Source organism: Nocardia sp. NBC_00881, assembly GCF_045207455.1.
Lineage (GTDB): Bacteria > Actinomycetota > Actinomycetes > Mycobacteriales > Mycobacteriaceae > Nocardia.
This window is the reverse complement of record NZ_CP108798.1, coordinates 3,720,454-3,733,840: the sequence shown is the minus strand read 5'-3', so window position 1 is coordinate 3,733,840 and position 13,387 is coordinate 3,720,454. Positions and strand designations below refer to the sequence as shown.

Genomic DNA, 13,387 nt, shown 5'->3' with positions numbered 1-13,387 from the left:
ACCAACACGCCGCGCCGGCGGACGTTTCCATTCGTCACCACGTTGCGAGGCGTCCGGGCTCGGTCGCTGGACGGCCCGCCGTCGCTGCGTGGGGAAAGGGACCGGCCGGAATCCATGCTGTCGAGTGCGGCGACGTGCGCGAACGCGGCGGTGTGCTGTCGGTGGCCTCCGCTAATGTGCGATGCGTGGACAGCGACGGCGACAGCGCGGCGGCCCCGGCGACGGCAGAGCAGCGGGTGGAGTGGCAGCAGCTCGCGGACGAGGTGCGCGAGCACCAGTTCCGCTACTACGTGCGGGATGCGCCGATCATCTCCGACGGCGAGTTCGACGCGTTGTTGCGGCGGTTGCAGGCCATGGAGGAGCAGCATCCCGACCTGCTCACTCCGGATTCGCCGACCCAGCTCGTCGGCGGCGGATTCGCTACCGATTTCACCGCGGTCGACCACCTCGAGCGGATGCTCTCGCTGGACAACGTTTTCGACGTCGATGAGCTGCGCGCCTGGGCGAGCAGGGTGGAGGCGGAGACCGGGCCGGACTTGCACTATCTGTGTGAGGTGAAGATCGACGGTGTAGCGCTGAATCTCGTCTACCAGAACGGGCGCCTGGTCCGCGGCGCCACCCGCGGCGACGGGCGCACCGGCGAGGACGTCACGCTCAATGCCCGCACCATCGACGACATTCCCGGCGAGCTGGCGTCCAGCGACGAGTTCCCGATCCCGGACCTGCTCGAGGTCCGCGGCGAGGTGTACTTCAGACTGGAGGACTTCGAGACCCTCAACGCAGCAATAGTGGCCGAGGGCAAGCCGCCATACGCCAATCCGCGCAACACCGCGGCCGGTTCGCTGCGGCAGAAGGACCCGTCGGTCACCGCACGACGCAGGCTACGAATGATCTGTCACGGCTTCGGCCGCATCGAGGGCTACACTCTCACCTCGCAATACGAGGCGTACCGCGCACTCGCGGCATGGGGTCTGCCGGTGTCCGAGCACACCAGGCGGGTGCAGGGCATCGACGCGGTGATCGAGCGGGTCGCCCACTGGGGCGAGCACCGGCACGACATCGAGCACGAGATCGACGGCCAGGTGATCAAGGTCGATGAGACGGCGCTGCAGCGCCGCCTCGGCTCCACCTCGCGCGCGCCGCGCTGGGCGATCGCCTACAAGTACCCGCCCGAGGAGGCGACAACCAAGCTGCTGAAGATCGAGGTGAACGTCGGCCGTACCGGCCGGGTCACCCCGTTCGCGGTGATGGAGCCGGTGTCCATCGCGGGATCCACGGTCGCGATGGCGACCCTGCACAACGCCGCGGAAGTGAAGCGCAAGGGTGTGCTGATCGGCGATACGGTCACCATCCGCAAGGCGGGCGACGTGATTCCCGAGGTGCTCGGCCCGGTGGTGGACGCGCGCCCGGACGACGCGCGCGAGTTCGTCATGCCGACGCACTGCCCCGAGTGCGGCACCGAACTGCGGCCGGAGAAGGAGGGCGATGCCGACATCCGCTGCCCGAACCAGCAGTTCTGTCCGGCGCAGTTGCGCGAGCGCGTGTTCCACGTGGCCGGGCGCGGCGCCTTCGACATCGAGGCGCTCGGTTACGAGGGCGCGATCGATCTGCTGAAGTCCGGCGCGATCGCCGACGAGGGCGACCTGTTCTCTCTCGACGCGGCGGCGCTGCTGACCACCTCGCTGTATGCCAACAAGAACGGCAGCCTCTCCGCCAATGGCAAACGGCTGCTGGACAACCTGGAAGCCGCTAAGGATCGGCCGCTGTGGCGGGTGCTGGTCGGGCTGTCCATCCGGCACGTCGGCCCCACCGCGGCGCGTGCGCTCGCCGCGGAGTTCGCCAGTCTGGACCGCATCCAAGAGGCGTCGGTCGAGGAGCTGGCCGCCGCCGACGGTGTGGGCCCGACCATTGCTGCCGCCGTGGCGGAATGGTTCACCGTCGACTGGCACCGCGCGGTGGTGGCGAAGTGGCGGGCCGCCGGTGTGCGGATGGAGGACGAGCGTGACGAGTCCATCGAGCGCAACCTGGAGGGCCTGTCCATCGTGGTGACCGGCTCGCTGCAGGGATTCACCCGCGACGGTGCCAAGGAAGCGATCTTGGTGCGCGGTGGCAAGGCCGCGAGTTCGGTGTTGAAGAAGACCGCGTTCGTGGTGATCGGTGATTCGCCGGGGTCCAAGGCCGCAAAGGCGGAGGAACTCGGGGTGCCGATCCTCGACGAGGAAGGCTTCCGGCTGCTGTTGGCAGGCGGACCCGACGCGGTGTCACCGGCTACCGCCGCCGAAGACGCCGACGCCGAGGGGTGAGCGCACCCCGCCGAGTGTGAGCAGCGCCGTGGTCCCGCTGCGCGTGCTGTTCGGCGCCGGTCGACAAAGCCTCAGCTGACCGTGACCGTCGCGCTCAACTGTCCTGGGATATCGAACCGTCCGCAGCGTCCGTCGCTCAAGTCGAGTTTCTGGGTCACCAGTTTGCCGCGGGAGTTCTTGAACGTCGCCTCGGCGGTCACATCCGCGGTCGGCGTCGAGCACACCTTCGATACCGGCGCCGACGGGTCGTAGCCGACCGTCCCTCCGCCCTGGCACGTGTTCGTGCTGTTGGCGAGAAACACCCGCGCGGTGCCCTCCGGACACGGCGCGTCGGCGACCGCCTCGGGCGCCACTGCCAACAACCCGAGCGCGAGCGCGGAGACAATGGAGCTTCGGACTACAAGACGACGAACCGGCAGTTTCATCGTTACCTATCCCATCGAGCGGCTACAGCAAATCCGGCCGCGAACGGCGTCCAGGCATGCTAACCCGCTCCCAGCACACTTGTCCTGGTGGTCGGGGCGGGCTACTCGGGAAACAGCAGATCATCCACAGCGAGCGTGGTATCGGCGTAGTGCACCGGGATGTAGTCGCCGGGCCGGTATTCCTTGCGCGTCCGGTACCCGGCAGGTGTCGGTTCGGTGTGCTCGTAGATCACAGTTCGGGTGACCACCCAGTACGCCGAGTATCCGGCCCGCCCATACAATTTCGCCTTCACGCCGAGGTCTTGCATAACTGTCTCGTCGGAGATTTCGATGACCAGGAGTACGTCGGACGGGTGCCACACTGCGAGCTTGGAGCCGATCGTTTCGACCTGGTCGGCATCGGCGCGCAGGACCCAGCAATCGGGATCGGGCAGAGACTGGGCGGTGGGTAGTGTCTCGCTGGTCACTTCGACACCTTCGGTCGGAAGCTTCCGCGCAATGCGGAATACGGCTCGGCCGTGCCAGGACCCGATTACCACCGGCCATACCTCCCCCTCGACGAGTTCGACACGATGGTCGAACGCGCCCGCCTCCCACGCGCGTAGGAACTCGCTGCGCGTCCAGCGGTAGGCGATCGAAGCCTCGGTCATGCGCTCAGGGTACCGTGCCGCCGAGCACCGAACCATTGTTCGCTTACCTGTTCTGCCAGGTAGCGGTCATGATCAGGTGCTGGCGTCGAGGAACGGTTCGCGCGTTGGCGAGTCGGTGTGAGTGGTTGAAGTGCGCGCCGCGTGGACGTCCGATCGTACGGAGTGTTCCCGGTACTACGGGCTGGTGTCGCCGGGCTGTGGTGGAGACGGAAGTATGGCGGGCATGCTGCGCAGTTTTCGTGTGACCAATCACAGATCGCTGGCCGAGGGGCAGGAGTTGCGGCTGACCAAGGGGAGCGGGCCGGTGGCCGTGCCGGTGACCGCGATCCACGGCGGCGCCGCGGCGGGCAAGACGAACCTGATCGATGCGCTCTCGCAGATGCGCGATGCGGTGCTGCACTCGGTTACCGGGTGGGATCCGTACGCCGGGCCGGTGCGAGCGCCTCATCTCGGATTCCCCGATCGGCCTTCGGAATTCGTGGCGGCGTTCGTCGCCGAGGGGGTGCCGTACACCTACGGGTTCCGGCTGGACAACGCCGACGTGGCGGCCGAATGGCTGCACACGCATCCGCGCTCGCGCAAGCGAATCGTGTTCGAGCGTATCGGGGAGCAGATCAAGATCGGCCCGATGTTCGAGGCCGCGCGGTACGGGATCGGCGCGCTGGTGCCGCTGGTTCGTCCGAACGCCTTGCTGCTCGGCCTCGCCGGGCAGATGTACTCCGACGCGCTCGTGCCCGCGTACCGCTGGTTCCAGTCGATGCTCGAAGTACAGCGCGGGCCCGCCGATCCGGACGCCATCGCACATCGGCTGGGCAGCCACGTCTCGCGCTCCCCGGAGAACGCGGCCCGCCTGCTGATGCTGCTGCGCACCGCCGAACTGGGCATCACCGACCTGCTGATCGCCGAGAACGATCCGATGTACGCCGACTACCTGCGCGATCTGGACGCCGACATCGCGGGAATCGGCAAACAGATCGACCTGTGCGCCGCCTCGCCCGGTTACGCCGACCAACTCCTGCAGGACAACGGCCTGATTGCCGTCCTGCTGGAGCGGGAGCTGACCAACCTGAAAGCCGCACGCGACGCCCTGTACGCGCGGATGGTCGCCCGGCGCGGTGTCGGCCTCGGCCTGGTGCACGACGGCATCGCCAACCCGTTCGACATTCGCGACGAATCCTCCGCGACGCTGTCGCTACTGCGAGTGCTGCCGACCATGCTCGACGCGCTGGACGCCGGCCGCGTGCTTGCCGTGGACGACATCGGCGCGCGCCTGCCCGCGGAGGAGACCGATCGGCTGATCCAGCTTTTCCAGAATCCGGAAACCAATTCCCGTGGCGCCCAACTGATCTTCACCACCGATAACCGCGCTCTGATCGACCGGGGCAACGGGCGGTCGCAGCGCACCCGCACCGCGGTCTGGCAGATCCGCCGCACCGGCAAGGGGACCAGCGAGCTCACGGCGGTGTAGCGCGCCCCTAGCATGGTGGACATGCTGGAGTTCGCCTCGCTGGTGATCTTGACCGCCGTGCTGGTTTCGCTGATCGTCTTCGCCATCCGTGGCCGCCATGGCTTCCGGTTTGCGGACCCGGAGAACGGAACGCTGCACGTCACCGGCGTGAGCCCACGCCCCGACGCACTAGGTGAGCAGTACGTGACGATCACCGGCAACCTCACCGGTCCTTCGGTTCCCGGCACTGTCGTTTACGGCCGCTTCGCCTGCGATACGAACTCTTGGCCGGAGATCGGCGATTTCTTTACCGTGGTCTATCCGCCGGGCAAACCCGACCGCTGGCAGATCTCCCAACCGGGCTGACGAGTCCGCTCGGGCGCAATCGTCTCGGTCGAATGGCCGTGCCGCCGTGAGTAAGCGTTCCGGTGGGTAGATCGTCCGGACGGTGATGTGATGTAGACCGTGTGATGGCCGGTGGCATCATGCGGGGTATGGATGTGAAGGACACCGGTGTAGTCGTGCGGACAGCGCGGCCGGACGAGTACGACGCGGTCGGTGAGTTGACCGTGGAGGTCTATGTCGGTGCGGGCTATGTGCAGGCGGGCAGTTGGTACGCGGGCGAGTTGGCCGACACCGCCCGCCGCGCGGCGTCCGCGGAGATCCTCGTCGCCGCCCACGCCGAACGAATCGTCGGCTCGCTCACCGTCGCACGTCCCGGTACCCCCTACGCGGAGATCGCGCAGCAAGGTGAGTTGGAGTTCCGCATGCTCGCCGTCGCGAAGTCGGCGCGCGGCCTCGGCGCAGGAACAGCGTTGGTGCGCACCGTGATCGACCTGGCCCGCGCGGAGGGCTTCGCCGCCGTCGTCCTCACTACCGCGTCCGCCATGGTCGATGCCCGCCGGATCTACGACCGCTTCGGCTTCCGTCCCGTCCCCGCCCGGGACTGGCGCACCAGCGTCGGTGAACTACTGAACGTCCTCCGGCTACCTCTCTGAGTTCTGCTGGGCGGGGTTCTGCTGGGCGAGCATCCCGAGCGCGGTTGCTCGAAGTGGCGACGAGGCCGTTCGCGCGAGGGGCCGAGTGCTAGCCGAGGACGGTCGCGACGATTCCCGCGAGATAGCCGAGCCGGGCCACTTCGGAGGGCCGGAAGTCGGGGCCGCCAGGGCGGCCGAGCAGGAGCACCTTGCCGGTGTTGCCAAGCGGAGCGGCGGCGAGTTTGGTGTCCATATCGCGCCAGATCTCCGGGACCCAGTCAGCTTCGGGGTCGAGGACGGTGGGCTTCTCCAGCGGCATCCACGGCGTCGAAGCCGCCTGTGTATGCGGCGCACTCGGGCTCCCGACCACTCGGTACCCACCCTGTGGCCCGATGCCGATGATCGTGCTCCAGCCGACCCGCAGCACGCGCGGGACGCCGTCGACCAGCACCTGCATCCGGTCGTCGTGGGCGCTGGCCACCTGGTCGATGAGTTCGAGTTCGCGGTGGGTGTCCAGCACGCCGGAGTAGGGGCGGATGGAGTCCACGTGTACGTCGCCGATGGATTCCGCGGCGGTGATGAGGGTGTCGGGGAGTGCGCCCGAGGGCACCTCGACGACGAGATCGTCGACGGCGTAGCCGGCTTCGCGTTCCACCACATCCAGCGAGAGGATGTCGGCGCCGACAGAGCCCAGTGCGAGGGCGAGCGCACCGAGACTTCCCGGTCGATCCGGAAGTAGCACGCGGAGCAGGTACGACACGCGCGTTCCTTTCCTTCGGCGGCCGAGGTTCTGAACGGATACCCGGGTGAGGCAATATTTACACCCCTGTGGGCGGGTTATCGAGTCGAAGCATGGCCAGTGATACACGCCACCCCGCAAATTCGTGCGAAAACGGCGTGTCGGATTGTTTCCGGGCGCCCGTGTCGCGGTAGCGGGCGGGTGCGAGGAGTTCGCTCGGAATCGATCGAGCCGCACGGCGGAGGAAGCACGGGTGCCGGGGTGGAGGCGTCGTAACAGGTGGCTAGGCTAGTGCACGTCGACGCCGTCCTCCGCAAGCGGAACCGGTGTGAATTGTTGAAACCGAAGCCGAAAGGGGTCCTGCGGTGCCCGCCATCTCCCGCGACGAGGTCGCACACCTCGCCCGGCTGTCCCGGCTCGCGCTGTCCGATGTCGAACTGGATCAGTTCGCAGGCCAGCTGGATTCGATCCTGAGCCACGTGCGGACCATCTCCGAGGTCGCCGCCGCTGATGTCCCGGCCACCGCGTCGCCGGATCCCGCGACCAACGTGACCCGGCCCGACGAGGTCGTGCCCTGCCTGACGCCGGACCAGGCGCTGTCCGGCGCGCCCGCGGTCGACGAGCAGCGGTTCATGGTTCCGCAGATCCTGGGAGAGGGCGAATGAGCGCAGCGTCGCGTAGCGATTCGACCGGGGGCGATGGTCGGGCCACGGGTGGGTCGGACCTGACCACGCTGTCGGCGGCCCAGCTGGCCGACAAGATCCGCGGTGGCGAGCTGTCCTCGGTGGAGGTCACCCAGGCGCACCTGGATCGGATCGCCGAGGTCGACGGTGAGTACCACGCCTTCCTGCACGTCGCGGGGGAGCAAGCGCTGGCGACCGCGGCCGCGGTGGACTCCGCGATCGCTTCCGGCGCGAGGCCCGCCTCGCCGCTGGCCGGAGTTCCTCTGGCGCTCAAGGACGTATTCACCACCACGGACATGCCGACCACCTGTGCGTCGAAGATTCTCGAGGGTTGGGTGTCGCCCTACGACGCGACGGTCACCGCGCGGTTGCGCGGCGCGGGCATCCCCATCCTCGGCAAGACCAACATGGACGAGTTCGCCATGGGCTCCTCCACCGAGAACTCGGCCTACGGCCCGACCCGCAACCCCTGGGACACCACCAGGATCCCGGGCGGCTCAGGCGGCGGTTCCGCGGCTGCGCTGGCCTCGCATCAGGCGCCGCTGGCCATCGGCACCGACACCGGCGGTTCGATTCGCCAGCCCGCCGCCGTCACCGCGACCGTCGGTACCAAGCCGACCTACGGGACGGTGTCCCGCTTCGGCTTGGTCGCCTGTGCGTCGTCGCTGGACCAGGGCGGTCCGTGTGGGCGTACCGTGCTGGACACCGCGTTGCTGCACGAGGTGATCGCCGGATACGACCCGCGCGACTCCACCTCGCGCGATGTGCCGGTGCCGCCGGTGGTGGCCGCCGCGCGCGCGGGTGCGCAAGGTGATCTGCGCGGCGTGCGAATCGGTGTGGTGAAGGAGTTGCACTCCGACAGCTACCAGCCGGGTGTGCTCGCCTCCTTCGACGCCGCCGTCGCGGTGCTGAAGGAACTCGGCGCCGAGGTGATCGAAGTGTCATGTCCGCACTTCGAATACGCGCTGTCGTCCTACTACCTCGTGATGCCGTCGGAGGTGTCGTCGAACCTCGCGCGGTTCGACGCGATGCGCTATGGCTTGCGCGTCGCCGATGATGGGCAGCACAGCGCCGAGCAGGTCATGGCGGCCACGCGCGCGGCAGGGTTCGGCCCGGAAGTCAAGCGGCGCATCATGATCGGCACCTACGCGCTCTCGGCGGGCTACTACGACGCCTACTACGGCCAGGCGCTCAAGGTGCGCACACTCATCGCACGCGACTTCGACAACGCCTACGAACAGGTCGACGTGCTCGTCTCGCCGACAAGCCCGTTCACCCCGTGGAAGCTGGGCGAAAAGGTCGACGACCCGCTCGCCATGTACCTCTCCGACCTGTGCACCCTCCCCACCAACTTGGCCGGTCACCCGGCCATGTCGGTCCCGTCCGGCCTGAGCGAGGACGACGGCATGCCGGTCGGCCTGCAGATCATGGCCCCCGCCCTTGCCGACGACCGCCTCTACCGAGTCGGTGCCGCTTACGAGGCCGCCCGCGGACCCATCGCCTGACCCACCGGCACTTCGCACACGCGCTTCACGCCCCAATCATCGCGTGTGCGAAGTACCGCCCGGACCTCGCCCGTTCGGCCGATAGCAGCGCAGCAGGGCTCTTGCGGGTGCGACTGAACCGGGTGGTAAGGATCTTCAGTCGGCCTACAGAAACGAGCCGCGTGTCCGCGGACGTCAATGCCCGACCGCCATGGTTCTTCGCACCAGGTGGAGGCTGCGGTCAGCGAGTGTGGGTCGGAGACTCGGCCAGGATGCGGGTTCTGGGTGGTTGGGTGTCGGTTCCTATGCGGGCCAGGTGAATTCGGGATCGGTTGTGTAGTCCTGGCGGCGCTGGTCGAGGGCGATCGCCACCATGTCATGTGCGCCTGGGCCGATGATCTTGCGCAGTGGTGGGTTCGACATGTTCACCAATGCGATCAGGCCTGCGGCTCCTATTTCCGGGGGCGCTTCGGTCCATTCCGGCTCGGTGTCGGGCGATGTGGCTTCGGTCGGGTTCGCGTCGGTGGGGGAGGGCGTCGGGTTGGCCGAACCCGCCGTCGGGTAGTTCGGCATGCCGAGGATCGCGGTGCGCAACTCCTCATAGGCCGGGTTGCCGGTGGCGAACCGCATACTCGACTTGGCCCAGTCGGTGTCGAAGCCACCCATCTGGGCGAGGGTGACGGAGATGCCGAAGGGCCGTAGTTCGTCGGCGAGGGAGGCGCTGAAACCTTCCAGTGCCCATTTACTCGCGTTGTACATGCTGAACAGGGGGAGGCTGCCGACGGCGCCGACCGTAGAGATCTGCACGATGTGCCCGGAGCCCTGTGCGCGCAGGTGCGGTACAGCTGCCTGGGAAACCCAGAGGGCACCATAAAAATTGGTGTCCATCTGGTCCCGGATCTGGGCTTCGGTGAGTTCCTCGACGGCACCGACCAATCCGTAGCCCGCGTTGTTCACGATCACGTCGATTGTGCCCATCAGTGCGAAAGCCTTGTCGACGGTGGCGATCACGCTCCCGCGTTCGCGGATGTCCAACGGCAGCACGGTCAATCGGTCGTGGGCGAGCTCCGTCATGGCTTTCGGGTCCCTGGCGGTCGCGACGACGCGGTCGCCCTCGGCGAGCGCGGCCGAGGTGAACGCGCGGCCGAGTCCGCGGTTGGCGCCGGTGATGAACCAGGTTCTGGTCACAAAAGGTCCTTTCGTCGCGAGACGCTTCGTCTCGTTGACGAGAATGGCGAACCGGCGCGGCCTTGTCAAGACGAGACGTTTCGTCTTGTTATCTGCTACCGTCGCGGCATGGCCGACACTCCTGCCGCAGCGCGGCGTAGCGAACGGGCCCGGGCGGCGATCCTCGCCGCCGCCACCGAGCTGATCCGCGAGCTCTCCTACGCGAAACTGAGCATCGAGGCGATCGCCGGTCGCGCTGGTGTCGGCAAACAGACGATCTACCGCTGGTGGCCGTCCAAGGGTGCGGTTGTGTTCGACGCGATGCTCGAATCCGATTCCGGCCCGAGGGGTCTCGCGCTGCCGAACACCGGTGACATCACCGCCGACCTGCGTGAACTGCTGCGCGGATCGGCCGCCGCCTTGATCGACCCTGGCTTCGAATCTTTCCTTCGTGCCATGTACATCGAGATCCAGCAGGATCCCGCGTTGGCGGCCGCCTATCGCGAACGCTTACTGCTTCCGCAGCGCGCGGCTATCGCGGACCGCCTCGCCGCCGGCGTCGGCTCGGGCGAACTCCGCGCCGATCTGGACTTCGAACTCGCCATCGACCTGCTGCTCGGCCCGATTCAGATGCGATGGTCGCTCGGTCTCGGCGGACTCACCGAGGCATACGCCGACGCGGTACTCGATGCCGCGCTGGCATATTCGCGTGCGTGCTGATCAGGAGCCCCGTAGCGACTCGGCTTGTTTCTGGATTCCGTCGGTCATGCCCGCGAAGCCGCGACGCAAATTCTTGCCGAGGAGTGCGACGACCACGGGGTGCAGCCAGCCCGCGAGCTCGAAGTGCGACTCGTAACGGGTGCGGTTGTCGGCGAGCGGCGTGACGGTGTGTGAGCGCAGGCTGTGCAGAGCGCCTGGCGGGACCGGCTTCATCGAGTAGCTGAGCTCGTGGCCGGGTGTGTGTGAGCGGATCCATTCGCGCTGCTTGCGTGGGGAGCCCGAGATGTGGACGAGCATGTCGATCGGCTCGCCCGGCACCAGCGAACTGTGGCACTCCGAGACGAAGGGATTCCACTCCCCGTAGCGCGGGAAGTCGGTGATCACCTGCCATACGAGTTCCGTGGGGGCATTGATGTCGACGGCAAGGTCGATGACAAAAGCCATGTGGAAATTAGAACATGTTCTATGGAAAGCCGCCCAGCGGACGTGAGACGAGCGGGTCAGCACGTCCCCATGGCGGTGCCCTGATCGGTGCCATAGCGGTGGCCGTGGCCAGGAGGAGCGTTCAGTGCGGCGAGCAGATCCGCGGTGGTCTGCACGAAGGCGACCACCGGAAGCCATTGGGGGACAGGAGCATCCACCCGAGTGCCACTCAGGTCGGGCGCGCGCCACAGCTGGGCGGGTGACCAGTGGACCACCGGGTCGGAACTGTTGGCCAGTACGGTGGCGCTGCCGCGGTGCCCACTGTTCGCCGGAGGTCCGGCCCACAGGGCAGCGCAGGTTCGGCTGTCCTGCTCGGCGTCGTCGGCGAAGACCGCATTGCCGCCCAGTGCGCCGAGACTCTGGCCGTACAGGTACAGCTTCGGCTTGTTCGTCAGCCCGCGCAGGTGTTTCTCCACGGCGGTGAACAGGGTGCGCGCGGCGGTCACCGCGTCGTCGCGGCCGAACACGAACGTCGCCCAGCTCGGCAGGTAGGAATACTGCAGCCCGACCATCGCGACGTCACCGTCGAAGCGCTGATCGAAACCAGCGACGGCGTTCGCGTCGATCCACCCTGACCCGGTCGGCACCGCGACGACCAGATTCGAGCGATCGAATCCGCCAGAGCGCTCCAATTCCCGGATCGCCAGGGCGACCCGGCTGTCCAGGTCCGGCGCTGACGCCACCCCGACGTACACTCGCACCGCACGCACGGACGCACCGCTGACGAACTTGCGCCCCTCGGCGCCCAGCGACGACCAGCTCACCGCCGACCCGGCACTCCCCGAGCCGGCATGGGAAACCGGCTGTACCAGAGTCGGATCCAGTTCGGCGTTCGCGCTCGCGTACGCGGCCTCACGCCAGCCGACCACCGCGGGAAGGCCAACGAGCGACAGCAGCGCCGCGCCCACGAGGGCCGATGACACTCCCCGCGCCCAGCCCAGTTTGCCAACCGCCCAGGCGATCGAGCGAGTGATACCGGTCAACAGTCCGATGATCAACGCCACACCGAGCGCGCAACGCACCCAATAGCCCGCTTCGATCTGCGGTGTCCCCATCGCCGCGCGCAGACGGTTCTGCCAGTGCCCTGCGTTCGCCGCCGCGCCCACCACCAATACCGACGTGGCGATCGCCAGGGGAAGCCGGGCCCACGAGTGACGCTGATTGATATCGCAACCCAGGCGGCGCGACAGGAATCCGACAACTCCCGCGATGCCGAAGGTCGCGGTGGCGACCAGTCCGGTCACTACGGCCTGAGCGCTCGGCGTCCGGGGGAGCAGCCCAGGGGTCAACGACGCCACCGTCCCGATCCCGAGTCCGAGGGTCGTGCCGATGCGTGGCGGCCCGACCGGCCGCACGGCATATCGCAGTGCGACCGTAGCTCGACGACGCATGGTTCTGTGTGCCATGCCCTTCGCGGTCACGACGCTTCCCACGGATCGGTGGCTCCGGATGTCGGCGTGCCGGTCATGGCTGAACCCCCAGCACCCCCGCGCTATTCGACAACATACCCGTGGCATCCCGCCGCCGATTCCGCACGACGAGCACGGCGCCGAGCCCCACGACGCCGGCGGCGAGCACCCCGAGCAACGTTCGGCTCACCGCCGGTTCGGAATTCTCCGCACCGAGCAGGGATTCGACCACCGGTGCGCCGTAGTCCTGCCGGCGCGAGTTCAGGTCGACGGCGGTGTTCGCGATCGTCGCCATGGCATCGCAGCGTGCGCGCGAGAACGGTTCGACGCGGGTGGCGCAGGCCTCATGCATGTGCCGGTCCAACGTCGCGTCGAGTGCCTGACGCGCCCACGGCCCGAGCGGCTGGCCGCGCCGATCGGCGTAGCGCAGCAGGTCGTAGCCGAGGTCGTGGGCTTTGCACGCGGTGTCGAACTCGGGAGGCAAGGTCACCGGCGAGGAACAGTCACCTCGTGGATTGACCACAAGTCCGTCCATCGTGCTCGGTCGGTAACCGAACGAGGCGGCGAAGTCCGGCGGAATGGTGGTGAGCGAGCCGGGGCCGCCCGCGGTCAGATCGGCGACGGCGGTGACGGCCTGCGCACTTTCGACCGGCGCGGACGCGGCGGCGGCATGCGGCGCGGGCGCGAGGAACACGGTGGCCGCCATGGTGGTCAGCGCCGTCGCGGTCAATGCCGCGTAGCGACGCGTGTACGCGGCGGAAGAGGTTGTGGCGGAAGGGGTTCGGGCGCCTGCGGCCGATGCGGACCGGGTCGTGGGTCCTGCGCTGGTCGGTGTGCTCATGGCGTCGACGTTAGGCAACCGGTTCGCGCGGTCGCCTCACGCCCGGGCATGTTTCGCGC

Annotated in this window: 14 protein-coding genes; 7 read left to right on the top strand and 7 right to left on the bottom strand. The window is 67.8% G+C overall.

Annotation, left to right across the window (positions count from 1 at the left end; translation table 11 throughout):
• Positions 1–185 precede the first annotated feature (185 nt).
• Positions 186–2,303 carry an NAD-dependent DNA ligase LigA gene (gene ligA / locus OH799_RS15615; RefSeq protein ID WP_406280868.1) on the top strand — a complete coding sequence of 706 codons (2,118 nt, stop codon included), beginning with the start codon at positions 186–188 and terminating at the stop codon, positions 2,301–2,303.
• A 71-nt stretch (positions 2,304–2,374) separates the two neighbouring features.
• Here ligA and OH799_RS15610 read toward each other — a convergent pair whose 3' ends face one another.
• The gene (locus OH799_RS15610) at positions 2,375–2,728 is read right to left on the bottom strand and encodes a hypothetical protein (protein ID WP_406280866.1); all 354 of its coding nucleotides are present in this window, start codon (positions 2,726–2,728) and stop codon (positions 2,375–2,377) included.
• Positions 2,729–2,829: 101 nt separating this feature from the next.
• Positions 2,830–3,378, bottom strand: a complete 549-nt coding sequence (locus OH799_RS15605; RefSeq protein WP_406280864.1) for a Uma2 family endonuclease — start codon at positions 3,376–3,378, stop codon at positions 2,830–2,832.
• Positions 3,379–3,601: 223 nt separating this feature from the next.
• Between OH799_RS15605 and OH799_RS15600 the strand changes: the two genes are divergently transcribed.
• The 3 genes from OH799_RS15600 (at position 3,602) to OH799_RS15590 (ending at position 5,823) form a co-directional block, all read left to right on the top strand.
• A complete protein-coding gene (locus tag OH799_RS15600; RefSeq protein WP_406282149.1) occupies positions 3,602–4,846 on the top strand; it encodes an ATP/GTP-binding protein in 1,245 nt (414 codons plus the stop codon).
• 21 nt (positions 4,847–4,867) lie between these two features.
• Positions 4,868–5,191 carry a hypothetical protein gene (locus tag OH799_RS15595; protein WP_406280862.1) on the top strand — a complete coding sequence of 108 codons (324 nt, stop codon included), beginning with the start codon at positions 4,868–4,870 and terminating at the stop codon, positions 5,189–5,191.
• A 128-nt stretch (positions 5,192–5,319) separates the two neighbouring features.
• Positions 5,320–5,823: a GNAT family N-acetyltransferase gene (locus tag OH799_RS15590; protein ID WP_406280860.1), complete on the top strand. Its 504-nt coding sequence runs from the start codon at positions 5,320–5,322 to the stop codon at positions 5,821–5,823.
• Between the two features lie 88 nt (positions 5,824–5,911).
• On the opposite strand, the gene OH799_RS15585 is transcribed toward OH799_RS15590, so the two are convergent.
• Positions 5,912–6,562, bottom strand: a complete 651-nt coding sequence (locus OH799_RS15585) for an amino acid-binding protein (RefSeq protein WP_406280858.1) — start codon at positions 6,560–6,562, stop codon at positions 5,912–5,914.
• 344 nt (positions 6,563–6,906) lie between these two features.
• On the opposite strand from OH799_RS15585, the gene gatC reads away from it, so the two are divergent.
• Positions 6,907–7,206 (top strand): Asp-tRNA(Asn)/Glu-tRNA(Gln) amidotransferase subunit GatC, encoded by a 300-nt coding sequence (gene gatC, locus OH799_RS15580; protein ID WP_357263968.1) that lies wholly within the window; start codon positions 6,907–6,909, stop codon positions 7,204–7,206.
• Positions 7,203–8,729 carry an Asp-tRNA(Asn)/Glu-tRNA(Gln) amidotransferase subunit GatA gene (gene gatA, locus OH799_RS15575; protein ID WP_406280855.1) on the top strand — a complete coding sequence of 509 codons (1,527 nt, stop codon included), beginning with the start codon at positions 7,203–7,205 and terminating at the stop codon, positions 8,727–8,729. The genes gatC and gatA overlap by 4 nt, the downstream gene beginning before the upstream one ends.
• Positions 8,730–9,011: 282 nt before the next feature.
• On the opposite strand, the gene OH799_RS15570 is transcribed toward gatA, so the two are convergent.
• Positions 9,012–9,896 carry an SDR family NAD(P)-dependent oxidoreductase gene (locus OH799_RS15570; protein ID WP_406280853.1) on the bottom strand — a complete coding sequence of 295 codons (885 nt, stop codon included), beginning with the start codon at positions 9,894–9,896 and terminating at the stop codon, positions 9,012–9,014.
• 108 nt (positions 9,897–10,004) lie between these two features.
• Between OH799_RS15570 and OH799_RS15565 the strand changes: the two genes are divergently transcribed.
• Positions 10,005–10,595, top strand: a complete 591-nt coding sequence (locus OH799_RS15565) for a TetR/AcrR family transcriptional regulator (RefSeq protein ID WP_406280851.1) — start codon at positions 10,005–10,007, stop codon at positions 10,593–10,595.
• On the opposite strand, the gene OH799_RS15560 is transcribed toward OH799_RS15565, so the two are convergent.
• From OH799_RS15560 to OH799_RS15550, 3 genes are read right to left on the bottom strand one after another with little or no spacing between them, the layout of a single operon-like run.
• Entirely contained in the window at positions 10,596–11,039 is a 444-nt protein-coding gene (locus OH799_RS15560) for an SRPBCC family protein (protein ID WP_406280849.1), read from the bottom strand.
• Positions 11,040–11,095: 56 nt separating this feature from the next.
• On the bottom strand, positions 11,096–12,499 hold the full coding sequence (locus OH799_RS15555; RefSeq protein ID WP_406280847.1) for an alpha/beta-hydrolase family protein: 1,404 nt from the start codon (positions 12,497–12,499) through the stop codon (positions 11,096–11,098).
• Between the two features lie 43 nt (positions 12,500–12,542).
• Positions 12,543–13,328: a hypothetical protein gene (locus OH799_RS15550; RefSeq protein WP_406280845.1), complete on the bottom strand. Its 786-nt coding sequence runs from the start codon at positions 13,326–13,328 to the stop codon at positions 12,543–12,545.
• Positions 13,329–13,387 lie beyond the last annotated feature (59 nt).